The organism is Aliiglaciecola sp. 3_MG-2023, from assembly GCF_030548205.1.
Classification (GTDB): Bacteria; Pseudomonadota; Gammaproteobacteria; order Enterobacterales; family Alteromonadaceae; genus Aliiglaciecola.
This window is the reverse complement of the sequence record NZ_JAUORV010000025.1, coordinates 1-26441: the sequence shown is the minus strand read 5'-3', so window position 1 is coordinate 26441 and position 26441 is coordinate 1. Positions and strand designations below refer to the sequence as shown.

The following is a 26441-nucleotide window of genomic DNA, read 5'->3' as shown; positions in this document are numbered from 1 at the left end:
ATGTGTGTTCTAATAAGGTAATCTATTTAACTTCGTCGATTTGTGCAACTTGATTGTCAAGTTCAGCAATTTTGATTTTCATCCTGTTATGGATTTCAGTAGCCCATATCTTGGCATCATGCTGTTTAGCCAAGTTTACTGGTTCACTTAAGTCAATTAGCAAAGTGCCATTATTCCACCGATTTAACTTTATTTTTTGATGCAAATTACTGGTACATACCATAACGATGGGTTCGTTAACTGCTTGGGAAATTCTAAATGCTCCAGTTTTAAAACTGAGTAGACCACGCCCTCTGCTGCGTGTACCTTCCGGAAAAAAGAAGACAGATAGCTTTCGTTGATTAATTTTATCTATTGTTTGTTGCAAGGTGTCTTTTGCACGCCCGGTATTTTTACGGTCAATGAGAATATTACCCGATAACCAAAACAGCCAACCAAATACAGGAATAAAAACCAGGCTCTTTTTACCCACGCAGACCACGCCTTTTTGAGCTGAAAGACAGACCGTTATAAGATCATAGCTATTTTGGTGGTTTGCTACAAAAACGAATGGGCCACCGTTTTTAATGCTATCAGGTACATTAATTTTTACCTTTACACCTATCATCGTTGCGATAGCACCATACACCTTACCAATAACATGTACATTATTACGGTGGAATGGACGTACTATACACATCAAAATCATTGCCAAACTGGCAACAACAAAATAGCACAAAATGAATATTACTCGTCCAATAGCTAACACGTGTACTCTCAAATAAAAAATGGGCGAAGAGTATACAGTGTTTCTGAAAAATACCCAATTTAAAGCTAATTCAGGGCTGCCGTACTCTCAAAATTAACGCTTTTTACCCAGTGCTAAATCCAAAAAGTAGTGATATCGTGTTCAGATAGGATACGGATGGTCGATAACTAACAGTTATCATTAAAATTGTGATTTTACCTGAGGGAAATCAAATTGATGCAAACCTTTACGCCTGAAGAGCTCGACAATGATATCTTAAATGACCTACTTGATGAAATTAATGAACTCTATGAAGCCAGTGAGCAAACATTAATTGAATTAGAACTTCGTCCGGAAGATAACGAACTTCAGCGATCGCTATTTCGTTCTGTGCATACAATCAAAGGAGACTTAGGTTTAGTGAGTTTTAAGCCTATGTTGCCCTTATTGCAACATGTCGAAGACTTACTCGATTACTTGCGTAAAAATCAGATTAGATATACCAGTACTATGAGTGATTTGGTGCTTCTGACGATGGACCGCGTGAAAATATTTGTGGAAAGTTGTTTCGAAAACGGCTTCGCTGAATATGATCCAGAATTGTACCGTTTGTTAGTTAATCATGTGGCTAAAATCACCCCTCACAATACGTCTTCCCATGAGCAACTTCTTTCAGAAGCGGTATTGTTACTCAATCCAGAATTAGATCATAGCGTTACTGAGGTCATTCAGGAGGCCGCAGGAGAAACGACGCCATCACGTTCTGTCACTCTTGCCAATACCGGTATTCCCAAGGGGTTAAGTAATGAAAAGCAAATGGATATTTTGTTTTTTAGAGAATTAATGAAACCCATAGAAAGACGTTCCATGTATTGGCAAGGTCGTGGTGATCGAATAGCCAAACTTGCTTTTTATATCAACAATATTGCCGGTAACCCAATTGAGGAAGATCAACTTGCTGTCGCGTGTTATGTACACGATTTTGGCATGGCTTTTATGCCACTGAGTATTTTACACAAAGAAGGTAAGTTGACGGATAACGAGTTTAATCTGGTGCGCTCTCATGTTTATAAAAGTTCCAGGCTTTTGGAACACCTAGATCAATGGAATAGTGCTCGAAAAATGGTAATGCAACATCATGAGCGAATTGATGGGAGTGGGTACCCGTTGGGTATAAAAGATCAAGATATCTGTGATGGAGCAAGGTTGTTAGCGATTTTAGATAGTTTTGATGCGATAACTCATAGTCGTGCCTATACAGGTCACAATCAGCAGCCTAAGAAAAGAGCTGTGGTCGAAATTAATAGAGCCGCAGAAGGTCAATATTGTAAAACTTGGCTTGGGCATTTTAATCGCGGGATGTCAGCGTTACTGACAAAAGGGTAAGATCATATGAACAACATGGAGAAGATTTAGCAAGCTGGATTATTGATTTCCAGCTTGCCTACTTACCGACACTATTCAGCCTGTGCAGTAATGAATGAACCTACTTGCGTTGCATTGCGCTTTGCAGAAAATTCAATCAAAGATTGGCCAGAACAAGTAACGTTGTTGTCTGCTAAAATACGCTTAAGAACACGCTTTCTAGAAGAACCTAGCTCGCCAACAAAACGGTTTAAAGATACTTTAAACAACTCAACGTCGTTATTCACTACCGCTTTACAAAATGATGCATATTCCAAATCACCAACAAATTTAACGCTTTCAGTAGAAGTACCTGAAGCAGAAGCAGTGAACGGAACAGATAATGCAACCAAAGTTGCTAATACTAACTTTTTCATAATGGACACCTTTTAAATAATTAAACACCAAATTTCGAATCACTGATTACCTAACCAGTGATACTAATTGTAATTAAATTTCAGTTTAATGTTGTTTTTATACTGTATAGGTTTATTTAAAATTGTGTTACACGCTTCCCAAAATAGTCACATTTTCCATTAGGTTATTGTTTTTATTAGTTAAAATGTTTTTTGCATATATCTTTATAATATATGTTTTAGTGTTTTTATATGAAAGTTGTATTGTAATTAAATTACACGTTCCTCTGTACCCCCCGTTTTATAGGGACTTGTTAAAAGAATGCGCGTTTTTTTACATAAAAGTCAGGTTTTTAGGGGGGCATTGGCTTTAAAAAGTGGCTCAGAATGGGTGTCTTCTACTCGTTATTTGGTATTGGACTTCCCTACCATTGCAAAATCCTCCTTTTTTCATTTCACTTACCTATATTAAGAATGAGGCTAACTAAAATGAGGTTAATACAATTGGAACCGGAAATTATTGCCGTTAACCATCTATAGTTAAGTATTCCTTCAGCTTTTATTCATCTTAATGACGTCACAATGGTGCTCAAATTAACAGGAAGGTTTTTTGGAGTCATTATGCGCCGATTTGTAATCACTAGTTTTTGTTCACTCGCTTTTTCATTTGCTTCTTTTTCTGCGTTGAGTGAGCAGGGGGAAGAAGTGGAAGCCATTAGTGTGACCTCTACCGAGTCTCAATATGGCTCGGTACTTGGAGAGGTAACCAAAACAGGTATACCAGGGAGTGTGAAAAAACAATCTATGGAGTCTGTCTCTGTAGATAAGTCAGAAGCGCACAAATTACGGCAAGCCGCTTCACCTTTAACTAGGCCGTTGGATAGAGATCTGCGCATAGTCGAGGATGATCCTGACTTCTGGATATATGATGCAACTGTTTGGTTAGATATAGATGAAGACTCAGACGGCTATTATTCTGGATTCACCCTTGAGTTTGATGCTGACACTATTTATACCGAAGCGGAGGTTTATGCTCGATTATATTTGGCAAGGGGTGATGTATTTGAAGAGTATCACACCACCTCACTATTTTATATTAATGGTGATTCAAGTGCCGATAGCTACGTGATAGAAAGTGATCTGCAAACAGGTTTCCCTCCTGGTGATTATGAGCTACTAATTGAGCTTTATGATAGTTATGACAACCGTTTAGTCGCGATCTCTGACGGCTACAGTGATGCTGACTTAAGTTTACTGACGTTAGAAAGTCGCAGTTACGAAGAGCCGCGAGTCATTATTGTGAATGAACATGGCGGAAGTTTTGGATTTCTTATCTTGTTGTTACTACCAATCCTAGTGGGAAGAGTATTTTTCATAAGACGTTAGGTTTGGTGAGGTAAGATTTTCGAGGGAAGCCTAGCTTCCCTTTTTTATGTGTATAAATTGGGCAAAGAAATTTAATTTAGGATCTTGAAGTTTTCAAATCAAACAATATCTTCCTTGATATGCCAATTTAGGCTGACTTAGGCTAGCATGCTCGCCATCGTTTTTAATGTTGTATTAACTCATCCTAGTGTATTTAGCGGAGATTAAGTTTGAATAAAAGTATTGCCACAAATGGTTTGGCCGCCTTGTTAGTGTTGGTTGGTTTCGGTTTAGACAATAGCATAGTGAAAACTGTGGGATTGTTTGCTTTGTCAGGGGCGCTAACCAACTGGCTTGCCGTTCATATGTTATTTGAAAAGGTGCCAGGGTTATATGGTTCTGGCGTTATTCCTGAACACTTCGAAGATTTTAAGTTAGGTATTCGAAATTTGATTATGGAGCAGTTTTTCAATAGCGAAAATATTCAACGATTCTTGACGGACAATAAACCTTCTTTAGCTATACATGTGGGGGCGCTGCTTAAAAAAGTCGATTTAAACCCCACGTTTGATTCTTTGGTTGCGGTGATTAAAGAATCGTCATTTGGTCAGATGCTTGGCATGTTTGGAGGTGAAGAAGCCTTAGCACCTCTCAAACAACCTTTTGTTACTAAAATGGAAATGTCACTTGAAGGCATTGTTCAAGATCCAGCATTTATGGCTGCTCTTGAAGAACAACTCTCTGCATCCAATTCCAATGACGACCTGATAAAAAATATTAATAAAATTGTTGAGCAGCGTTTAAATGAACTTACGCCAACGATGGTAAAAGTATTGGTGCAACAAATGATTAAACAGCATCTTACCTGGTTAGTGGTATGGGGAGGCGTATTTGGTGGTTTAATTGGTTTATTAGCGGCCATGTTTGTTTAGGGAGTCAGATAATGTAAATGGTGACTACTCACTATAGGTTGATTCAAACCAGTTTCATCTTAGATATTGATAGCTAGCCAGCTAACTAACAGACACTATATATCCCTAAAAAGAAAATGCCAGTCAGTTATTAACTGTCTGGCATTAGACTACAGATAGAGTTTTTATTTAGAAAAAGACTAAACTCAAAGTGCTTGAATAGTTTCTCGCTGTTCGTTGAGTTTATTGATTTGCATCTGGAAGTCTTCCAACTTCGCCTTTTCTTTATTAATTACCGCTTCAGGGGCATTACTCACAAATTTTTCATTATTAAGCTTGCCTTGGGTGCGCGCAAAGTCTTTTTCGATTTTATCTAAAGCTTTTGCTATTCGTGATAGCTCGGCGTCTTTATCGATGAGACCTGCCATGGGAATAAGAATTTCCATTTCACCCACAAGGGCGGTCGCAGAAGCTGGACCTTTGTCACCCTCTTCTAACTGTGTAATGCTGTCAAGTTTGGCCATTTTAGCTAAGAAACTTTGACTCAAGTCTAAGCGAGATTGATCGTTATCACTGACATTTTTTAACAGCACGTTCAACGGCTTATTAGGAGAGATATCCATTTCACCACGGATGTTACGGATACCCACAATAAAGCTTTTCACCCACTCTATATCAGCCAGTACAGCTTCATTTTGACGAGTCCCATCTAATTCTGGAAATGGTCTTTCCATAATGCTATCGCCTTCAAGGCCGCACAATGGCGCGACTCTTAACCAAATTTCATCTGTTATAAATGGCATAATAGGGTGCATTAAACGCAATAGACTTTCGAGCACATTGATTAGGGTATGTCGGGTACCACGTTTTTGCGCATCGGTGCTGGTTTCAGCATTAAGAACGGGTTTAGACAGCTCCAAGTACCAATCACAAAATTGATTCCAGGTGAACTCGTACACAGCCTGAGCGGCAATATCAAATCGATAATCTTTAATCGCAGATTCAAACTCACTCAGGGTTTGCTGGAAGCGAGCCCAAATCCATTTGTCGGCAAGACTTAATTCCAGTTCGCCGCCATTGATACCGGTATCTTGCTCTTCGGTGTTCATCAATACAAAACGAGAAGCGTTCCACAACTTGTTGCAGAAGTTGCGGTATCCTTCGACCCTGCCCATATCAAAGTTAATATCTCTGCTGGTGGATGCCATCGCTGCAAAAGTGAAACGTAATGCATCCGTACCATAGGCATTGATCCCCTCGGGGAACTGTTTAGTGGTGCGCTTGGTTATGGCTTTGGCTTTTTGCGGCTGCATCATGCCTGCAGTGCGTTTTTCTAACAATGCATCCAAAGTAATCCCATCAATCAAATCGATTGGGTCAAGTACGTTGCCTTTGGATTTAGACATTTTATCCCCTTGCTCATCGCGAATAAGCCCGGTGATATAGATTTCTTTAAAGGGAATTTTACCTGTGAATTTTTTCGTCATCATAATCATTCTGGCAACCCAGAAGAATATAATGTCGAACCCGGTTACCAATACTGAACTTGGCACAAAGGTTTCTAATTCTGGTGTTTCTTTTGGCCAACCCATAGTGGCAAATGGCCAAAGGGCAGATGAAAACCAAGTATCCAATACGTCTTCGTCTTGACGTAAGTTAACATCAGAACCGATGTTATGTTTTTCTCGAACTTCAGCTTCGTTACGACCTACGTAAATTCCGCCTTTGTCGTCATACCATGCTGGAATTCTATGTCCCCACCAAAGCTGGCGTGAGATACACCAATCTTGGATGTTATACATCCATTGGTAATAGGTTTTGTTCCAATTCTCTGGAACAAATTTAATTTCGCCACTTTCCACCGCTTCAATGGCGGGTTTAGCAAGGGATTCAACGGCAACGTACCATTGGTCGGTTAAGTAAGGTTCAATTACCGCACCGGTACGATCGCCTCTAGGGACTTTCAGTTTATGGTTTTCAACTTTGACTAATTGATTGTCGGCTTCTAAGTCGGCAACAATTTGTTTGCGCGCTTCAAAACGATCCAAGCCTTGATATTGCTCAGGCGCTAATTCATTGACTTTTGCGTCAGCAGTGAAAATGTTTATCATTTCAAGATCATGACGTTTACCCATTTCATAATCGTTGAAATCGTGGGCTGGAGTAATTTTGACACATCCAGTACCAAACTCAGGATCTACGTAATCGTCACTAATGACAGGAATTTCGCGTCCAGTTAAGGGTAATGTGATACTTTTACCAATAAAGCTTTGATAACGTTCGTCATCTGGGTGGACTGCAACGGCAGTGTCACCAAGCATAGTTTCAGGCCGGGTTGTTGCCACTATGAGTTCGCCACTACCATCTGTAAGTGGGTAACGCATATGCCACATAAAGCCATCTTCTTCTTCGTTTAGCACCTCAAGATCAGATACGGCAGTGTGCAATACCGGATCCCAGTTAACTAAACGTTTGCCACGATAAATAAGACCTTCTTCATGCAATTTAACGAATACCTCTTGCACGGCTTCAGATAGGTCTGGGTTCATGGTAAAGGCTTCTCTTTCCCAATCAGGAGAAGTGCCTAAACGACGCATTTGTTGTGTAATGTTACCGCCAGATTCTTCTTTCCAATCCCAGATTTTATCGACGAAAGCTTCGCGGCCTAAATCGTGGCGAGTTTTACCTTGGGCATTTAATTGACGCTCTACAACCATTTGCGTTGCAATACCGGCGTGGTCAGTTCCGCACTGCCAAAGGGTGTTGTCGCCTTTCATGCGGTGATAACGAATTAATGAATCCATTATTGTATGTTGAAAAGCATGCCCCATGTGTAGGTTACCTGTGACATTGGGGGGCGGTAACAAAATGCAGTAAGGATCCCCTTTTCCGCTGGCTTTAAAGTAGCCTTTTTGTTCCCAGAGTTGGTAACGGGCTTGTTCGATATTTTGTGGACTAAAAGTCTTATCCATGTTGATTCTCATTAATGCTACTCGCGGGCAGGTTGTGCATATTAAAACCTGCCGCGCGGTATTGTTTATATCTTTCTCGAGCCTGCTGTTTAGCGGTTTCTTCTGTCGGAACAAAATCGAAAATTTGTTTACAGCCTTGGGTATTGCTTGGCACTTTGTTTCCAAGGTTAATTACCACAGGCCTGTTGACGGTATTATCCACTTGCCAGCATATTTCCACAGGCGCGCCGCCATTAGGTCCTTCGCCACTTAAATTATGAGGAACGAAAGCGTCCAGAGGCTGTTGCCAAAGCAACTCGTCAAATGCCTCTGCCGCTTTTTTATCCTCGCAGATAACTAAGCAGCGGCGTTTATTGCGATAGCTTTTAGTGGCTAACTCGCAAGCGGTTAACCAGTGTGCAGGATGCTCTTCATCAGCTTTTTCTAGCATGTAAAAAGTAACATCAGTCATTACTCTTCAGTTTCCAATCCTGCGCGGTTCATTAGAAATTGGGTCATCATAGGGACAGGTCTACCCGTTGCACCTTTGTTTTTGCCGCTGCGCCAAGCCGTACCAGCAATATCCATGTGTGCCCAATTATATTTCTTGGTAAAACGAGACAAGAAGCAGGCCGCAGTAATGGTGCCTGCTGCACGCCCACCTAAGTTGGTCATATCTGCAAAAGGGCTGTCTAGTTGTGATTGATACTCATCCCAAAGTGGCAAACGCCATGCTTTGTCACCACTTTGCTCTGAGGCATTAATTAATTCGTGAGCTAGGGGATTGTGATTACTCAGCACTGCAGATGCATGGGCACCTAATGCGACTATACATGCACCTGTTAAGGTAGCCATATCAACCACTAACTCGGGATCAAATCTTTCTACATAGGTTAATGCATCGCATAACACTAAACGACCTTCTGCGTCTGTGTTAAGTACTTCTACCGTTTGACCTGACATGGTGGTTAAGATGTCACCAGGACGATAGGCGTTGGCATCTGGCATGTTTTCACAGCCTGCCAATACACCAATGACATTCAATGGGATATTCAATGCTGCAATGGCATGCATCGTACCTAAAACACCGGCAGCGCCCCCCATGTCATATTTCATTTCGTCCATGCCTTCGCCTGGCTTAATGGAAATACCACCTGAATCAAAAGTTAGCCCTTTACCCACTAAAACAACGGGGGCTTGATCTTTAGGTCCACCATTATGATGAATAATAGTCATGATGGATTCGTTTACTGAACCGCGGCCCACAGCAAGGTAGGAGTTCATTTCTAACTCTGCCATTTGCGCTTCATTAACCGATTCAATGGTTAGGCTGTCAAATTCGTTTTCTAATATTTTTGCCTGCTCTAAAAGGTAAGCAGGGTTACAAATATTCGGCGGCATATTAGCAACATCTCGGGTGGTTTTCATGCCTGCCGATATAGCTAAACCATGCTCAACTGCACGTTCGCCTACGGGTAATTCGCGCCGAGTGGGCACGTTGAAAACCATTTTACGTAGAGGACGGCGAGGTTCACCTTTCTTGGTTTTTAGTTGCAAGAAGGTATAAAGAGAGTCTTGGGTGGTTTCGACTGCTTGTCGAACTTTCCAATAAACGTCGCGCCCTTTTACATGGAGTTCACTTAAGAAACAAACCGCCTCCATAGAACCGGTTTCGTTCAATGTTTTGATAGTTTTATCAATAATTTGCTTATACTGACGCTCGTCTAATTCACGTTCTTTACCGCAACCAACTAATAAAACACGCTCACTTAGAATATTGGGTACATGATGCAGAAGTAGCATTTGTCCAGCTTTACCTTCTAAATCACCCCGGCGTAACAGGTTACTAATATAACCTTCACTAATTTCGTCTAATTGTTCTGCTACTGAGGTTAAACGTCGAGGTTCAAATACACCGACGACTATACAAGCGCTGCGTTGCTTTTCAGGGCTACCGCTTTTTACGCTAAATTCCATCCTAATTCCTCATTATAATCGTAGTAACTGATAGGTCGCTATTCAAACCACTAGCTGCTATCAGTTAGCATTATATTTTCAAGATTGACCGCCTTTTTACTATTGCCTGGCAGAGTCGAAGAAATTCAAGTCTAAGAGTGGCTTTATTTAAAGTCATTCATACATTAAACTTGTCAAAACACTAAGTTTACTTAAAAATTCGCATCATGCCACTAAAAAAGCGACTTTTACCTTGGACAAAAAGTGCTGATATTCCGCTATTTACTTAAAGAAACCGTAAAGTCACAACTGGCCGTGTTTCTTATTATTATGGCCATTTTCCTGACACGTAATTTCGTGCAGGTGTTGGCAGACGCCTCAGACGGCGAAATTCCCGCTAGTTTAGTGCTGGGCTTTTTAGCTCTTAGCACGCCTTATCTGGCCTCTTTAATCTTACCCTTAAGCTTATTCCTCGGAGTGATGTTAGCCCATGGACGCATGTATGTAGACAGCGAAATGTCTGTGATGCGAGCTTGTGGTATCAGCGAATGGTATATCACCCGAGTGATGCTGGTATTGTCGGTATTTATGATGATGGTGACTGCCACTTTGACGTTGTGGTTGGCTCCTTTGTCCGTTGAAAGTGAATACCAGTTGCAAGAAAAAGCAGGTGCTGAAAGTGGTTTGACGGCGTTAATAGCGGGGCGCTTTCAAGAAACAGCTAATCGCAAGGCGGTAATATTTGTACACAATATTGATTCAGATAATGCAACGTTGAACAAGGTATTTTTAGCCCAGCATGATAAACGGGGTGAACAAGGGGTTCATATTGTCTATTCACAGAAAGGGCAGGTGAGTTTGGATGCCGAGGGATCTCAGCAATTAATTTTGCAGCAAGGAGTTCAATATGAAGGTAATCGAGGGCAGATGGATTACCGTGTGGTTGAATTCGATCAGTATCAAATAGAAATTTCAGAGCGTGAGGCCGAACAAAAACGTCGCAAAATGACGGCGATTCCAACCATGGATCTTTTGGATGATGACAGTATCGAGGCCATTGCGGAATTACAGTGGCGGATTGCGATTCCCCTGTCACTTCCGTTCCTCATTCTAATTGCAGTTCCCTTAAGTTCAGTTGATCCAAGACAAGGACGCTTTGGTAAAATGTTTCCAGCATTATTACTCTATCTAGGCTACTTTATGTTGTTGATGGCCGGTCGAAAAGTGTTAGAAGATGGTAAAATTCCGCCGGCATTTGGATTGTGGTGGGTGCATGCAGTGGTGTTGCTGATTGGCGTAACTTTAGTGATAAAAGGGCGTCCCATCGGAGTGAGGTTAAGAGCCGCAATGGGCAGGGGCTAGTTATGGTACGTATTCTCGATATTTATATTGCTAGAACCCTGTTAGGGACGACTGCCGTAAGCTTATCTGTGCTTGTAGGGTTAAGTGCGTTAATTAAATTTGTAGAACAAGTGAAAAGTGTTGGTCGTGGCAGCTACGATATGACCGCTGCGGGCATCTATGTGCTACTCAGTCTTCCCCGTGAGCTTGAGCAATTTTTTCCCATGGCTACCTTGCTAGGTGGGTTGATTGGTTTGGGCATTTTAGCCAGTAATTCCGAATTAGTCATAATGCAGTCGGCAGGATTATCACGTTGGAACATTACCGTTTCGGCAATGAAAACCGCGGTCATCATGGTCGTGTTTGTTATGGCTATTGGTGAGTGGGTGGCCCCTGTTACCGAGGCAAAGGCTAAAGAAATTCGAACTGAAGCCATTTATGGAGGCAGTTTATATTCATCTGACAGCCTAGTATGGGCTAAAGATGGCGACAACTTTGTCAGTATTGGTGAGGTAGTAGACAGTAATAACCTCATTGATATTAATGTTTATGAGTTTGATGCTGACTTGAATCTTCGTCAAATTACCAGTGCAGAAAATGCCCAGTTTGTAGACGATGTCTGGCGACTGACGAACGTGGATTATACCTTTATTGGCGATAAAAAAATTCGCGGACAAAAGGTCGAAGTAGGAAGTTGGCAGTCTACGCTGACGCCGGATAAATTAAGTGTCGTAAGTGTTAAGCCGGAAGCCTTATCGATTCAAGGGTTAAGAGGGTACGTTCAATATTTACAAAATAATAGTCAGGATTCTGGGCGATATAGTTTGGCGTTGTGGCGTAAAATTTTGCAACCTGTCTCTATTGGTGTGATGTTGCTGCTCGCACTCTCTTTTGTGTTTGGTCCGTTGCGTAGTGTGACAATGGGCGCTAGGGTTATCATGGGCGTATTAGCAGGTTTTGCGTTTTTTATTAGCAACGAAACCTTTGGCACCTTTAGTTTGGTTTTTCAACTTCCACCATTCCTCGGTGCCATTACGCCGAGTATTGTTTTTGCTGCTATTGCGGGCTTTTTATTAAAACGTTAGCTAACATAGCTAACGTTTTACTAATTCCAGTGTTTTATTTTAAGTTAAATATGTAGCGCAATAAGAAGATGGCTGCCATAACGTAAGTAAGCATTGAGATTTGTTTGTATTTCCCCATACCTAAATTTACGCCAACATAAGTGATAAAGCCCAGTGCGATCCCTTCGCTAATACTAAACGTTAATGGCATAGCTAGAAGAGCAACCGTTGCCGTTGCCAAAGAAGGCAAGTCATCAAAATCTATCTGACGAATAGACTCCATCATAAATATGCCCACCATCACCAAAGCCGGTGTGGTTGCCATTACTGGGACAACCACCATCAGTGGCGTAAAAAATAACGCTAAAACAAAACACACTGCTACCACAACCGCAGTAAGACCCGTTCGACCACCGGCTGACACCCCGGATGCTGATTCTACATAAGAGGTAACTGGAGAGGTTCCTAAAGTCGCTCCCACAACACTGGCTGTTGCATCCGCGGTCATGGCACTCCCCATTTTAGGCAGTTCACCTTTACTATCCAGTAAATTAGCTTTGCGTGATACACCAATAAGGGTGCCGATGGTATCGAACATATTGACAAACAGCAGTGCGAATATTAGATCCCAGGTATGAGCAAAGTTTTCGATGGGATACATAATATCCATGGCAAAAAATGTCGATGAGATACTTTCTGGTAGGCCTATAATTCCTGCTGGGGTGGGGGTTAATGTGCCTTCGCCGTAGGGAATGAAAGCACCAATAATAGCGAGGCCAATCACCGATATTAAAATTGCTCCTGTGACATTCTTAGCAACTAACACAATGGTTCCGACAATGCCTGCTAAAGCAAGTAAAGTGACAGGTTGCGAAAGGTCTCCTAAAGATACCAATGTTGCTGGGTTATCGACAATCAAGCCCGCATTTTTCAGCCCAATAAATGCGATAAACAATCCTATACCGCACTGCACGCCTATTTTTAATGCATTCGGAATGGAGTCAGCAATTTTTTTGCGGATGCCTAATAACGACAACAATACAAATAAAATACCGTTCCAAAATACAATCCCCAGGGCTGCTTCCCATGGTACTTCGCGGGTGATACAGATGGTAAAGGCGAAGAAGGCATTTAGCCCCATACCAGGAGCCATGGCAATGGGATAGTTGGTCATGAAAGCCATCAACAAAGTGCCAATACAGGCCGCTAATGCGGTAACTGTAATTAAGCCTACTACGGGCATCCCTGATGCAGATAATATACTTGGGTTGACGACTAACACATAAGACATAGCAGCGAATGTAGTGAGGCCTGCTATGCATTCCGTTTTAAAGTTTGTGCCGTGCTCCGCCAGACTAAAAAAGCGCTCTAAAAGTGTGTTCATTAAGTGATGTCTCTTGTTATTATATTTCTTGTGATTTTTACTAGCATTTTTTTATCTTTTAAATCAGTGGCTTGGTGGAGTTTGGCTATAGGTTTGCCAATCGTCAAGTAAAGCCTCTACTACAGTACTACCAACAGTATATGCCGACTCTAAAGCTGAACGCATACCAGCAAAACCGGCTTCGCCACTTTCCATCGCTAAGTTTTCAGCCGCACTTAAACCATCTGGCTGCATGGAATAATTACTACCAGTGCGCAGCACCATCACTCTGTCTCTATCTGCTTTTCCGACTCGGTCTAAATACTCAATAGCTTGCATCGTTCCCGTGTCTTCCATGCCTGAACTGACAAAGTTACCTTGTCCATCAGTCCAAAAAGTTGTCCAGTCATTCGCCCATTTATTCAGTTGTTTTCCATGCCAAAACGTAGAGGCTGCAAGGTGATCACCCTTGAGTACAAAGGGCAGCTTCTGAGCATTTTCAAAACTGCTGTATTTAGTGCGCAATTCCGCCATTGCTGGATAATCGGTTAACGGGATATCTTTGGTTAATTGAAAGGCCCACTCCGTAAGAGATGGATTCAGTTTGTATACCTCTCCATTTGCAATCTGCTGAGTATCTGATACATGTTTTGATTCTGAATAGGGGGCATTAGCAAAAAGTGGGAAATAACCGGTAGACCATTGTTCGGGAATTTCTCTAGCATCAATTTGGTGAGCGAGATCACCGTCTACTAACCATGTAGCCCATGCTGCTGAGCCAATGGAGGCGTCGGCGGGGTCGAAACCTGCGATGCCAGCAACTAACCAATAGGTTTTACTTAAATTGAAACGCGGGTCCAGTCCTAGGGCCATAATGGCAGCAGTGGCTTTTGCCGTTCCCATCCCCGTTACAATACCCATCACACCCGTTTCAGTGTTCATATAAATATCATGATGGGAGTGGGGGAAATCAAATTTAGTGGAAAGCTTCTGCCCGGCTTTCCAGAGTTGAAATTCGCCAGGTTTGTCTCCTTCGTCTTCGCCAATTTCAAACATAGTCACCACCACCACTTTTACGTCAATGGGGGCGTCGGATTGACTTGGGGCGATTTCAACTGTTTGTTCAGGTGGCGTAACCTTAGTATCGCAAGCAACCAAGAATAAGATGGCGATACACAGATTAACTTTAATGGACAGCCTTTGAAGACTTTTAGAAAACATTTATTAATTCCTATAAAAAGGGTAAATATGCAATTAAAGCATATTTACCCTTGGACCTATAAAACGATTTTTAGCTATTTTTGATGTTACTTGTATTTATAACATTAAAATTTATAACTAAATTTCGCTTGGTAGTGTCTTGGTAGCTCTGGCAATACAATCTGAGCTCCAAATAGGTCTGGGAAGTTAGCTCTGTAGTATTTTTCATCAGTTAAGTTTTTAATTGATAAGCTAGCTGTCCAAGTTTCAGCATCGTAAAATACACCTGCATTGACTAGGGTATAAGCCGGTAACTCTACAGATTTAGAGAAACTTGAATAGGTTTCATCTGCACGAATCACGCTACCATTTATCGCAAAACCGTTTTGGAAATCATAGGTTGCTGTTGCACTGTAAATGTTTTCTGGAATACCTTGTTTACGGGCATCTTCTTTACTTGCGCCAGCATCAATTAGTGTTAAACCAATTGGATTACCACCAAATACCAGTGATGGATCAGATAGGCTAGTTAGATCTTCAGCTCCTAGGAAACCAAACAGTGAACCACCTTCTCCGTTGTTGTATGCAGTTAAGTTGTAGACTTTCATGTTGGTATAACCAGCAGTAACAACTAATTGCTCATTAACAACCCAACGTAATTCAAATTCCGTTCCTTTGTTCTCAGTCGTGGCATTAGTGACAATGGCTTGCGCATTGAAATCAGATCTTTCTTGCTCATATACAGATAATGCAAAATACAAGGTATCTTCTAGGAATGAGCCTTTAATACCAATTTCTTTTAGTTCAGAGGTATCAAATGCACCGTTGTATGCATCACCATTATCATCGATTAATTGACCATAACCTATCTCTGCACCTTGACCTGCTATGACGGTCGATTGTTCAGCAATAGTAATATATGGAATTAAACCAAAATTTGTTTTGTATGAGATACTGGTGTTCCAAGAAGTACCGGTAAAGGTATCTTCAGCCGTTACAACATCGCCTTTTACGAGTAGCTTATCACCGTGGCTGGTGGTTTCTACATCGATACTGTCATAGCGAAGACCTAACACAATATTAAGACCGAAATCCCATGTCAAATCAGTCATCGCAGCGATACCGTAGTCGATATAGTGACCTTCGTCATAGTTATCGTAATTATCGTCAATCCGCGTAGCTAATTCACGTCTGTCTAACGCAGTTGATTCCATGGTTAAATCACGACGGTTGAAATACTCATAGGTAAAATCATCACCGTGAAGGAATTGCGTGCGTCGAACGGATGGTGAAACCTGAAATTGAGCAAGAAGTGAATCACTCTCATATTCAGTTGATAAAATCAGTTTGTTTTCAAATACTGAGCTTTCATGGAATTGTGAGAAACCATAGGCATTTTCATTGAGGTTGTCGTATGCCTCATAAAACATTTGGTTTTTGATTTCCCAACCATTATCTGTGTAATAAATAATATCAAAATACAATGTATCCACAGTGTTAGTTAACACATCGTCAGCGGCTACTAAAACTTGATTACCACTAAGAGTTGTAGTGCCAGGGTTATCTAGTTGCATTAACTCTGTGGCGTCTGCATCAGTGAACGATGGTGCAAATGCATAGAAAAAGTTCTCACCAGCTAAGTTAACTGCGCCATACTCGGCGTGGGAAATTGCTCCCGAACCATCGGTATCAATGTTCTTAGCAGTACCAGTAATATAAGTACCTGTGTCTATTAAGTCTTGAGTTAGACGGTTCCAACCTGCTACCTGGTTTCCATCATAATCGTGGTGCATTCCGCCAAACTCAAAGCGTAAATTATCAGTCACATCGATATTAAAAGAGGCTTGTAATACGGTTTGGTCAGTACCTGAGTTATCGTAGTAACTCCCTGAATTCTCTACTTCACCATACAGGTAAAAGCCCATTTTCTTATCGCCAATTGAAGCAGGGCCACCTACTTCGGCAGTTAAAACGCTTTTGTCCCAACTGCCAAGCGTGTAAGAAATGGCGCCTTTATTTTCATCTAAATATTGGCCACCGCTCGCTCGAGCTGACTTAGGGTTGAAATTAAGATATCCGCCTATTTTTGCTGGACCATAAATGGGGGATGCTGGACCTCTTACTATATCGATACTGCTTGATGCACCAATAGGCGTGGGGTAGTTTCCAGGGTTATCTAATCGTTTAACACCGCGAAAATAAGCCTCACCAGGTGTACCACGCACATCCAAAGACCCGGCTACACCAAAGAAAGATTGAGTATAGGTACCTGGTGCAAACGCGACTAGTTCGTCAATATCTGAAACTGCAAAACGTTCTAATTGTTCGTCACTAATAGTAGACGCTGAGCGTGGGGTTTCTAAAATGGATTTACCAAATCCAAATACCGATTCTACATCTTGACCAGGCAAGCTACCTAAAGAGCCCGTAACAGAGATGCGCTCGACGCTTTCTTCGGCTTCCTGCGCATATAAACTCAAAGGCTGTAAAGTCGCAAGACCAATAGCAATTCCCAATGCTACTGGATGAAACTTTTGTTTGTTGTTGTTTTTCATAGTGTGTTTCCTGGCTTGTGTGTAATTCTTATTTGAAAATTGATTTTGAATTCTCAATCAATTAATCAAAAGAGATAGCACAAAAGATGCCAGATAGTTGACCGAATGGTCAGCTTTTTGGGGGTGGCTTAACTATTTGAAAAATATAGATATATTTTTATTTTTTGTTAGGGTAATTATTTTTCCGTATGATAATTATCTAAAAAGTGCACCACTAAAGGCCTAAAAAATAAGCATTGCACCATACTGAACAGTCTGCAAATATTAGGTCTTGTCAGCCTTAGATCCTTTTATTTACCAGTAAAAGAGAATACCAAATTGCCGCAAATAACAATTCTGATTTAGTGGGCAGCTATGGTTAAGTGCTTATAGTGATTTCCAGGCACGGTGGTGATTAGCGTCTTTAGTTAATACTAGCATTTCGGTACCGGCTAATCTGTCTTGCAAAGACTGTTTATTTTTGACATCAAATAATACTAAGAGCGTTCCCAGCCCACCGAGTGAAAAGATAATCCGCATTAGTGCGCGACCATAACCTAAGGGTTCATCGGTTGTACTAAATAACCGAAGTCGCCAAGCTCGCATGCCTATGGTCTGCCCGCCATTTCGCCAAAACCATAGAAAAAATACTAAAATCCAGAAGCCCACCCATATTTGCTCACTGACTTTAAACCACAGGGCGTGATCCGTAAAATCCATAAAATGTTCGAAACCTTGGTTAGCAATAATGCCTTTTTCAAATAAAATTAAGCCAATAACTGAATAGATGAGCCCTGCACACATACCTATGGCTACCGCAACTAATATGTCATAGATCATGGCGGCTAATCGTTTAAAGAAGCCTGCGCGAGGAAAGTGCTGAGTCGTTTTGGACATGTTAACCTAAAATCTTGTATTTCAATGGATGTAAAATAATTTACCAAGATTTATCTTGATATTATTATGCTAACGAATCAAATGAATATTGAGCCTTACACTGTATCCGTAGAGTAAAGGTTAACCTACCAAATGAGTTAATGAATATCTGTCACGGGTTTCATTGGATTTTTTTCGAACCTCTTCTAAAGCCTCTGCTTCAGATATTTCGAATAATGAATTAATTAAACGATGAAAATGAGCGTGCATCGCGGCTCTCGCTTCTTGGGAGTCATGTTTTTTCAATGCTAAATAAATTCGTCTATGTTCTTCGAGACGATCTTGAATGCTACCGCTACATACACTCTTATAAGCAGAAACAATTTGAGGTTGAGATTCGCGTAATGACCAATAATGCTGAATAGATTGCAGCAAAGCAGTGTTACGAGTTGCAGTGGCAATAATTGTATGGAATTCTCGGTCAGCAATTTCTGGTTCATCACCCTTCTCCATTGCCTGTAAGGTTTTTTCGAGGGCTTCTAATTCTTTATTATTAATTGATACGGCTGCAAGTGCCGCAGCTTCACCTTCCACTAACGCTCTGGCTTGGGTCAGTTCAAATGCACTGATATTGGGAGTTGACTGTCCTTTCGATGCAGAATCGATGACGTAAACACCTGAACTGACTTTAACTTCAACTCTTCCCCTAACTTCTAACGCAATGATCGCTTCACGTATAGTTGGACGGCTGACTTCAAAATTTTCTGCTAATTCTCTTTCTGGTGGAAGACGACTACCTACAGGGTAGCGACCAGCATCAATTTGCGATTCAATTTTACTTACAATCTGCCAAAACATACGACGATTTTTCATTTTCTAAATTTTTCCTGAATCAAAATTTTTTTACAGCAAAGAACAAGTTAAGAAGTCTGCCAGAGAATTAATCCGCCAATTATACTCGCACTTAACACTAAAACCAATTTCTATGCAAGGTACCTAAATCTAGGTGGATTTTATTAACCTCAAAATTAACTTTAATAAGCAACTGACTAACCAAGATTAATGTCCGGTTTAAGGGGGGAGCGTCATTGATTTTATAAAGGGACTAAATAAGTACCTAACCAATGTTCACTAGTCTACACCTTTTACGATTCTTTCTATGTGGTTAATGTTAATTACCCTTGTGAATTATCAAGCTTAAGCCACTCGCAATAGCCAGTCATTCTAATTTTTAGACAATCGATTGGTCCGTTCACAGCGTGAAATATTTTTTTGGTTATACCTTATCTTTATTTTGGTTGACAATTTTCCTTGTTCAGGTAACTTGATTGTGCCCGCGTACCCTGCGATGGCCACTTCGGTGGCCTATTCTTTCCCCCTTACTTTTGAATCCACTATGTTCCAGTCAAAATGTTCGTTCACTATTGAAATTTATATTGTGGTAAGACCAATATTTATAATTGGTAATGTTACAATCCTATTTTGGTTAGTTTGTTGTTGGTGGTTTAATGTGAACCGTCAGAAGCTAGACATAAATAGCAGATCTCCCTGATCCAAGTGTAGTTTTACGAACAAGTGAGCTAAATAATGATGCAAAAAAGTACTAATTCGAACATACATTCAGCAAAACCCATTGTAATGATAGGGGAGTGTATGATGGAACTCAGTCAATATGACCACGACAAGTTTTATAAAAGCTTTGCTGGAGATACCTATAATAGCAGTGTTTATATGAAACGTGCTTTTGAGCATCTAGATGTCAACTTTATGAGTTGTATTGGTAATGATGCTGTCAGCACACAGCTAATCGATACCTTGCAGCTAGAAGGTTTAGCTAATCGATTTATTGAAGTTGATTCAAAACGTATCATGGGCACCTATATGGTACAAACAGATGACCAAGGCGAGCGTTCTTTTTTGTATTGGCGCAGTGACTCAGCAGCAAAGCAGCTCATGAAAAATTTGTCAGCCGATGCAGAGCAGGCTCTAGAAGACTCCCAACTGATATTTTTTTCAGGCATCACTTTAGCCATTTTAGATGAGCAAGATCGTGCTCGTTTGCTGCATTTGCTTGGTCGCTTACGCAATAAAGGGGTAAATATTGCCTTTGATCCCAATTATCGCCCTGCGTTGTGGGAGAGTCCTAAGGTCGCCAAGAATAGAATAGGTCAAGGTTTCCAAGTGGCGAATATTTTACTTCCAGGGATTGAGGATTTCGAGCTATTCGAATTGCGACAGCGGGAGCAAATTATCAAGTTTTTACGTACTTGCGGTTTTGATGAATTGGTTATAAAAGATGGTGCAAACAGTATTTTTGGGTATTCCAATGAAGCTTTATGTGAAGTACAAGTGACACCAAACCCTGAAGTTATTGATTCCACTTCAGCAGGTGATGCTTTTGCCGGTGTGTACTTGGGAGCAAGAATTGCAGGATTAAATATAAAAAGCGCAATTGAACATGCCGCTGCGGTGGCTAAAGAAGTGACAAATCATCGAGGCGCAATTATGCCTCAAGACAAGTTCAACTGTTTCTGGAAAGCATACCAAGCCGCGTAACCTTATTTGACCAGCCCCTATCCATTCCTTGCATTTAGCCACATTGAAGTAGATTATTCGCTATATTGAATTTGGTTAAATGCAATCGGAAAAATGACGGTAACTTCTAACATCAAAAATGGCCAAGATTTAGTGTTGCGAGACATTAATCGCCTTAAACAAAAAATCACCTTCAATAATGTTCCCGCGTTTTATCACGCTGTCTCAACATCTTTAGGGTTAGCCGAAGGAATGTTTCGTTACGGCTTTGAAAACTCACTTGATGATTTGCTAGATCAGTCTAATTGGAATCCTCAAACCCTTGAAAGTCAGCCCGGACAACTCAACTCAATTGACTTCGTAAGTTCCCCAAGAGTATCTATCTATAAGGTGTTTACCCATAGAGGATTTGAAGTTCACTGTATTCCGTGGATGAAAAACCAAGAAGTGGATAGAGAGCTAATAAATCACCCTGATATGGAGTTTAAGCGCTGGCGTCCTAGCTCCATGAAAGTGCTCTTCCGCATCGCGCAATTGCACACGTTTATTCAAAGCTATTTTGATATTGGAGATGAAGCAGATCTGGAACTAATAAAGTACGCCCATAATATTAGTGAGGATTTCATTGACGACCTGCAAAAAAAATTAAATGTGGTGAAGGTACACGGAATTTCGGTGCGTTCGCTTTTCGATGTTATGGCGAAAAAACACAAAGCTGGCGAAGATCTTTATCTACCTAAAGTGTATGACTTTAGTGATCGATAAAAGCCCTATTAGCTAATTTAAATGGTTGGTGATCTTAGCCAAGGGGCGATTTTAAGCCCCTTGTCACTCGGTTTAACACAGCGCATTAATGGTCTGCATGTGGAGCGTGATGTTTTGACAGCCAGCTTGATATGGTTACCTTACCTTCAGATCTTAATTTAGCGAGTTTCTCTTCGTTTACGGTTTCAAGGGGTTCATTACGAACACAAATGAGATGCTGATTGAATTGCTGGCAACTGCCTTTGTGCAGTTTTAAATTCGATGCAACATAGCCACATGGATCCGATTTTTGTTTCTCGGTACAGGCCAATAACGCCGTATCATCGATATGTCCCTGGTGGGCGAAACTGTTGAATGTAAGTAACGTAATCATCAGGCCTAGGTATTTTTTCATTATTGTTTCCTTACTTGTTTACTCTTGGACAATTGATCCTTGTTCACCTTTGAAACAACCGATGAACATATTTTCGCCAGCGCTTGCTGAATGGTAATGATAGCCTCTTGTCTCGTCACTATGACCGCGGCATTCGTCTAAGTCGTAATCTTCCTCTCCAGCCATATTTAACATGCCATATATTTCATATCCATCGAGGGCATACCCCAATAAACTCGCATGGTTATCACTTTGGAAAACGGATTCGGTACATCCCGTTGAAGCGTGATAATGGTATCCTTCAAAAGGGTTAATATGGCCGCCACAATCATCAAATGCGGCAATGGTATTGGCAGCAAGAATAGCATCTACTGGTGCTGGTGGAGCCAGTACTACACCATTGACCGTCAATCCTAAATTGTTGTTGTTAATACTGTCCGGGTTACTCAATGGCACAGGTTCTACAGGTATTAAAAAAGTTTCAGATACGGCTCCCCCAAAATAGCTTAAGGAACATTCTACACAGTGATTTTGGTATTCTTCTGCCACATTTGGACGAGCAGCCCCTTCGCAGGAAGCTTGTGTATCGGTTACCTTGACTATGCCGGTTTCAGGATCATAAAGTTGCCAGTCACTGCCGTAAAGGTTTTCAAGATTGAGAATGAATTCGCCGTCGATATCATATACTTCCCCGGAACCATCAAACCATATTCCGCCTTCACTGGCATCTGAATCAATCGTAGGGGGGCAGAATGGTCCAATATCTGTTGTCACAGGCTCGCCAGCAATAGTGACTCTGTAACAAGTGGTTGAAGTGCCACCAGATAACGTACAGTCTTCTATGGTCGGAGTGTCAAGTAGTGCACCATCGTGAAAAACATCTGGGTCGAACGTGGATTGAGTAGTAACCGCACTGTCGTCAGTATCGGAATCTTCATCACCAGAGGCTTCGTCGGTTTGGCTGCCATTGCATCCGTATAAAAGTGCGGTAGTTAGAATCAATAGTAATCCGAAGAACGGCTTTTTTTGCATTTTCACGCCTCTGTTTTTTTATTCACATTATGTTGGGCAAAGGTTAACCCTTAAATGTGTAGAAACGGTGCAATTAAAGTGCGTTTTTGACTTAATTTTAAGCGCGCAATGCCTCCACGGCTTTGAACTTACTCTATTTTATAACCAACCCCATAAATTGAGTGCAAAAGTGAGTTTGCTGATTGATCAGTTTGCAACTTGGCTCTTAGGTTTTTCATATGACTATCGATGGTACGTGAGCTTACAATGCGTTCATCTTCGTAGCAGGTATTCATTAGTTGTTCCCGGGAAAACACTACGCCTGGCCGCTTAACTAAGGCCAACAATAAACGGAATTCTACCGGTGTTAATTCAACATGAATATCGTCTACGGATGTTTGGTGGCGAGCCAAATCCAGTTGAATATTTTTGTATGATACGACATTCTCCATGGATAGGGATTGTTGCTCGGATCGTCGCAAAATGGCTTGTACTCTTGCGACTACTTCTCTGGCTGAGAAAGGTTTGCAAACGTAATCGTCAGCCCCTATGCCTAATCCCATGATTTTGTCGATCTCATCAACTCTGGCGGTTAACATTAATATAGGAACGGATGAGAATTGGCGAATTTCTTTGCATAGGGTGTAGCCATCTTTAAACGGCAACATTACATCTAAGATAATAAAATCTGGGGTGTTTTTTTTGACAAACTCAATGACGTTTTTACCATCGTGTAAAACCGTAACTTGAAAATGCTCTAGTTGCAAAAACTCTACTAATATTTGAGCAATTTTAGGCTCATCTTCCACTATAAGAACATGTTTTTGTTGATTCACTTCTCACCTCTTGGTAGTGGGAATATCACTTCGATACATAAACCGCCTAAAGAAGATGGCGATGCTTTGATTTGGCCTAGATGAGCCTCGGCAATATTTTTACTAATGGTTAGACCTAAACCTGCACCCGACTCTCTGCTGGTGCGGGATGAATCTACTCTAAACAGCGGCTCGAAAAGTTTGTCACAGTCACTTTGACACACCGATGGCTTAGAGTCGTTTATGCGTAAACTAATATGATCCTGCTCTACAGTCAGCACTATGTCTATCTGACCAGGCGCATCCGTATAGGCAATGGAATTCATGAGTAAGTTCAAACAAAGTTGCTCAATTCTCCGACTATCCATTTTCATAGTTAAGTTCGGTGGGATTTTAGAGCTGATTTTTAACCCTTTTAACTCCGCTTGCTGTTGCACACTTTGAATACTTCGCTCTAGGGTCTCCGATAAGTTCGTTGAAACCATGTTGTATTTCAGGGCCCCTACATCGGATAAGGATAATTGGTACAGGTCATCAATTAAGTGATTCAGCCGTTCCGTTTCTTGCTCTAGGGAAAGTAAGTTTTTCAGATTGAACGGTCGTATCCCTTCTTTTAGTAAATCAATTTCACCGGTTAATACTGTTAACGGTGTTCTTAACTCATGGGAAATATCGGCAAAAAATCGATTTTTAGCGGAACGGTTTTTATTCAATGTCTGGCTTAAATAGGAAACATTCTCCATCAGTTCGCCAAGTTCATCTTTGCGTTCAGAGGTGAGATTCACATTATAATTTCCGCTACTCAGTTGCGAAACTCCTTGCATAATTAACTTGATGGGTTGCAGCAATTTACGCGATATCAGTAGTGACAGTAACCCAGCTAGAAGCGCACAGGCAAGTCCAATAATTAGAAAAGCAATGAGTTGTTTTTGGGCGAATAAACTGGCTGACTCTGACGAGCCTTCGATCGTCGGCCAACTTCTCAATTCGCCTACTTTAATATCGTTTACAAACAGTGGATAGCTAAAGGAGTTCTCACTGTTAGCAGAGTGATCTTCTCCTGAAATTAGCGAGCCTTTTGCATCAAATAACGCAGTCGGTGGGCCAGATGCTTTTTCACGCCAGGGATCACCTAGCCCAGGTTCTACACCTAATCTGTCGGGAGGTTGTTGAAGATGAGGAGGTGGAACCCGTCTTGGTGGTTTTCCCGCACCTCCGTTACGCATAGGTGGATGCTTTGGTGGCGAGTTGAAACTTTTGTTATTTGAAATAAAGTCATCTAGCCCAACACGTTGTACATCCTCCCAACTGTTATCGGAGGCAATATACTGGGACAACAAGTCACCGCTAATTTTTTCAAGACGGCTCTGTTCTATTCCGGAAACAAATTCCAAAAATCCTTGTTTAAAGCTCCATTGGGCAAGGCTCAAAGAAATCACCAGCATAGTGGTGACCAGGCCCAATAAAATTAAAAATAGTTTCGATGTCATTTTCATGGGGCAAGTATATCGAGTGAATAGGGCATGCACTAGTGACAAAAGCCCAAGTAGCCCTTTATTCCACGGTAAGTGCACATTTTCTGCACATTCCTTTGTTAGTATTAAAATCGTGATAATAGTTAATTAAACCGTTTAAAATTTATTAATTTTGGAGAATAGCCAAATGCAAAAAACATTGATGTCATTGTTGATTATGAGTTCCGTTTTGGTCTGCCCAGTGACCTTTGCAAAACCAGAGCGTGGAGGTCCAGGAGGCAAGCCGCCACAAGAGGCAATTGAGGCTTGTTCAGGAAAAAGTGAAGGCGATGAAGTCAGCTTCAGTACACCTCGTGGCGATACCATTACGGCAACTTGCCAGACTATGGAAGATGAACTTGTTGCCGTGCCCGAAGGACATGGACAGCGCCAATCAGAAAATTAATACTCACTTAGGAGCTGATAATGCAAATTAATAGTCAAAGTAGTTCAATCAATATGGCTGATATCAACCTGGATAGTACTCAACAGAGAAGGCCGCCACCACCGCCACAAGGTTCGGTTCCTCCCGGTCTTGAGTCGTCGGTTGCATCTTTATCATCAGAGCAGCAAGAGCAAGTAACCTCTATGCTGAGTTCATTATCTAAAGATCAACAAGAGGAACTAAAATCTTTTCTGGATAGCAATAAGTCCCAGGCGAGTACCCTAAGCGATGGGGAAAAAGGCAGCCAGTTCTTCAGCGCGTTGTCTGAAATTACTGGACAAACGTCTAGTTCTGATAGTTTGCAAACTGTAGATACCTACGCTTAGTTGTCAAAATTAGTGTATCGGGCACATCAGATGCTCGATAATGCCTAATTTATCGACATTTGATGAGGTTCATTGCATAAAATACTTGCAAGCAGAAAATGCGAAGATATAATGCGTGCCACTCGTTAGCACAGCGAGTATACCAAACGCTTAGTCAAATTGATTAAACGTACGTTGCCAGAGTGGCGGAATTGGTAGACGCAGCGGATTCAAAATCCGCCGCCAGTAATGGTGTGCCGGTTCAAGTCCGGCCTCTGGTACCAAACATCTAAACCAACTTTTGAGTTGGTTTTTTTGTGCCTGCGATTTGAGGAAGTATCAACTCGCCGGACTATATTTGGTTTCATATCTTCGATTATGAATAATACAAAACGCAGTTTGAACCCATCCTTGGTGACGCACCCAGCCTTACCCTCTGGTACCAAACTTAACCTGCTTGTTTGTCGTTTGATGCCATGGCCTAAAGACCATGCTACAGGTTGGTTTTTTTGTGCCTGAAATTTAAGGTTTTACCCCATTAATGAATAGTTCATATTTGTAGGCGGGTGCTTCAGCCCCGCGGTGGTGGGGTTTTAGTGTCTATGGCCTAAAGACCATGCTACAGGTTGT

23 protein-coding genes and 1 tRNA gene are annotated in these 26441 nt (G+C 41.3%); 10 read left to right on the top strand and 14 right to left on the bottom strand.

Annotated elements, in window-relative coordinates; translation table 11 throughout:
* Positions 1 to 22 precede the first annotated feature (22 nt).
* Entirely contained in the window at positions 23 to 688 is a 666-nt protein-coding gene (locus tag Q4574_RS20550; protein WP_303477369.1) for a 1-acylglycerol-3-phosphate O-acyltransferase, read from the bottom strand.
* Positions 689 to 964: 276 nt separating this feature from the next.
* Here Q4574_RS20550 and Q4574_RS20545 point away from each other — a divergent pair, with 276 nt between their 5' ends.
* Entirely contained in the window at positions 965 to 2113 is a 1149-nt protein-coding gene (locus Q4574_RS20545) for an HD-GYP domain-containing protein (protein ID WP_303477336.1), read from the top strand.
* 71 nt (positions 2114 to 2184) lie between these two features.
* Here Q4574_RS20545 and Q4574_RS20540 read toward each other — a convergent pair whose 3' ends face one another.
* Complete coding sequence (locus Q4574_RS20540; RefSeq protein ID WP_303477334.1) at positions 2185 to 2508, bottom strand: DUF3718 domain-containing protein; 324 nt, start codon at positions 2506 to 2508, stop codon at positions 2185 to 2187.
* Positions 2509 to 3108: 600 nt separating this feature from the next.
* On the opposite strand from Q4574_RS20540, the gene Q4574_RS20535 reads away from it, so the two are divergent.
* Both Q4574_RS20535 and Q4574_RS20530 read left to right on the top strand, forming a co-directional pair.
* Complete coding sequence (locus tag Q4574_RS20535) at positions 3109 to 3873, top strand: choice-of-anchor H family protein (protein ID WP_303477332.1); 765 nt, start codon at positions 3109 to 3111, stop codon at positions 3871 to 3873.
* Between the two features lie 209 nt (positions 3874 to 4082).
* A complete protein-coding gene (locus Q4574_RS20530; RefSeq protein ID WP_303477331.1) occupies positions 4083 to 4784 on the top strand; it encodes a DUF445 family protein in 702 nt (233 codons plus the stop codon).
* 185 nt (positions 4785 to 4969) lie between these two features.
* On the opposite strand, the gene Q4574_RS20525 is transcribed toward Q4574_RS20530, so the two are convergent.
* The 3 genes from Q4574_RS20525 to pepA are packed head-to-tail and all read right to left on the bottom strand — an operon-like array spanning position 4970 to position 9691.
* Complete coding sequence (locus Q4574_RS20525) at positions 4970 to 7735, bottom strand: valine--tRNA ligase (RefSeq protein ID WP_303477328.1); 2766 nt, start codon at positions 7733 to 7735, stop codon at positions 4970 to 4972.
* Complete coding sequence (locus Q4574_RS20520; RefSeq protein WP_303477326.1) at positions 7728 to 8186, bottom strand: DNA polymerase III subunit chi; 459 nt, start codon at positions 8184 to 8186, stop codon at positions 7728 to 7730. Before Q4574_RS20520 ends, Q4574_RS20525 begins: the two co-directional genes overlap by 8 nt.
* Complete coding sequence (gene pepA / locus Q4574_RS20515) at positions 8186 to 9691, bottom strand: leucyl aminopeptidase (protein ID WP_303477324.1); 1506 nt, start codon at positions 9689 to 9691, stop codon at positions 8186 to 8188. The genes Q4574_RS20520 and pepA overlap by 1 nt, the downstream gene beginning before the upstream one ends.
* Positions 9692 to 9934: 243 nt before the next feature.
* Between pepA and lptF the strand changes: the two genes are divergently transcribed.
* Together lptF and lptG are read left to right on the top strand one after the other, a co-directional pair.
* A complete protein-coding gene (lptF, locus tag Q4574_RS20510; protein ID WP_303477322.1) occupies positions 9935 to 11032 on the top strand; it encodes an LPS export ABC transporter permease LptF in 1098 nt (365 codons plus the stop codon).
* 2 nt (positions 11033 to 11034) lie between these two features.
* A complete protein-coding gene (gene lptG / locus Q4574_RS20505; protein WP_303477320.1) occupies positions 11035 to 12096 on the top strand; it encodes an LPS export ABC transporter permease LptG in 1062 nt (353 codons plus the stop codon).
* Positions 12097 to 12130: 34 nt separating this feature from the next.
* Here lptG and Q4574_RS20500 read toward each other — a convergent pair whose 3' ends face one another.
* The 5 genes from Q4574_RS20500 to Q4574_RS20480 form a co-directional block, all read right to left on the bottom strand.
* Positions 12131 to 13459 (bottom strand): NCS2 family permease, encoded by a 1329-nt coding sequence (locus Q4574_RS20500; protein WP_303477318.1) that lies wholly within the window; start codon positions 13457 to 13459, stop codon positions 12131 to 12133.
* Positions 13460 to 13522: 63 nt separating this feature from the next.
* Positions 13523 to 14659 (bottom strand): purine nucleoside permease, encoded by a 1137-nt coding sequence (locus Q4574_RS20495; protein WP_303477316.1) that lies wholly within the window; start codon positions 14657 to 14659, stop codon positions 13523 to 13525.
* 104 nt (positions 14660 to 14763) lie between these two features.
* Positions 14764 to 17193, bottom strand: coding sequence for a TonB-dependent siderophore receptor (locus Q4574_RS20490; protein WP_303477314.1), 2430 nt, complete (start codon positions 17191 to 17193; stop codon positions 14764 to 14766).
* 366 nt (positions 17194 to 17559) lie between these two features.
* Positions 17560 to 18069 (bottom strand): RDD family protein, encoded by a 510-nt coding sequence (locus tag Q4574_RS20485; protein WP_303477312.1) that lies wholly within the window; start codon positions 18067 to 18069, stop codon positions 17560 to 17562.
* Positions 18070 to 18189: 120 nt separating this feature from the next.
* The gene (locus Q4574_RS20480) at positions 18190 to 18921 is read right to left on the bottom strand and encodes a FadR/GntR family transcriptional regulator (RefSeq protein ID WP_303477310.1); all 732 of its coding nucleotides are present in this window, start codon (positions 18919 to 18921) and stop codon (positions 18190 to 18192) included.
* Between the two features lie 714 nt (positions 18922 to 19635).
* On the opposite strand from Q4574_RS20480, the gene Q4574_RS20475 reads away from it, so the two are divergent.
* Positions 19636 to 20604: a sugar kinase gene (locus Q4574_RS20475; protein WP_368411656.1), complete on the top strand. Its 969-nt coding sequence runs from the start codon at positions 19636 to 19638 to the stop codon at positions 20602 to 20604.
* Positions 20605 to 20697: 93 nt separating this feature from the next.
* Entirely contained in the window at positions 20698 to 21348 is a 651-nt protein-coding gene (locus Q4574_RS20470) for a hypothetical protein (protein ID WP_303477309.1), read from the top strand.
* Between the two features lie 85 nt (positions 21349 to 21433).
* Here Q4574_RS20470 and Q4574_RS20465 read toward each other — a convergent pair whose 3' ends face one another.
* The 4 genes from Q4574_RS20465 to Q4574_RS20450 form a co-directional block, all read right to left on the bottom strand.
* Entirely contained in the window at positions 21434 to 21742 is a 309-nt protein-coding gene (locus Q4574_RS20465; protein WP_303477307.1) for a hypothetical protein, read from the bottom strand.
* 18 nt (positions 21743 to 21760) lie between these two features.
* The gene (locus Q4574_RS20460) at positions 21761 to 22753 is read right to left on the bottom strand and encodes a YHYH protein (protein ID WP_303477303.1); all 993 of its coding nucleotides are present in this window, start codon (positions 22751 to 22753) and stop codon (positions 21761 to 21763) included.
* Positions 22754 to 22881: 128 nt separating this feature from the next.
* Complete coding sequence (locus Q4574_RS20455; RefSeq protein WP_303477301.1) at positions 22882 to 23568, bottom strand: response regulator; 687 nt, start codon at positions 23566 to 23568, stop codon at positions 22882 to 22884.
* Positions 23565 to 24992 (bottom strand): ATP-binding protein, encoded by a 1428-nt coding sequence (locus Q4574_RS20450; RefSeq protein WP_303477299.1) that lies wholly within the window; start codon positions 24990 to 24992, stop codon positions 23565 to 23567. Before Q4574_RS20450 ends, Q4574_RS20455 begins: the two co-directional genes overlap by 4 nt.
* A 217-nt stretch (positions 24993 to 25209) precedes the next feature.
* On the opposite strand from Q4574_RS20450, the gene Q4574_RS20445 reads away from it, so the two are divergent.
* The 3 genes from Q4574_RS20445 to Q4574_RS20435 all read left to right on the top strand — a co-directional run bounded on the left by Q4574_RS20445 (position 25210) and on the right by Q4574_RS20435 (position 26095).
* Complete coding sequence (locus Q4574_RS20445) at positions 25210 to 25467, top strand: hypothetical protein (protein ID WP_303477295.1); 258 nt, start codon at positions 25210 to 25212, stop codon at positions 25465 to 25467.
* A gap of 20 nt (positions 25468 to 25487) precedes the next feature.
* Positions 25488 to 25832, top strand: coding sequence for a hypothetical protein (locus Q4574_RS20440; RefSeq protein ID WP_303477293.1), 345 nt, complete (start codon positions 25488 to 25490; stop codon positions 25830 to 25832).
* 176 nt (positions 25833 to 26008) lie between these two features.
* Positions 26009 to 26095, top strand: a tRNA-Leu gene (locus Q4574_RS20435).
* Positions 26096 to 26441 lie beyond the last annotated feature (346 nt).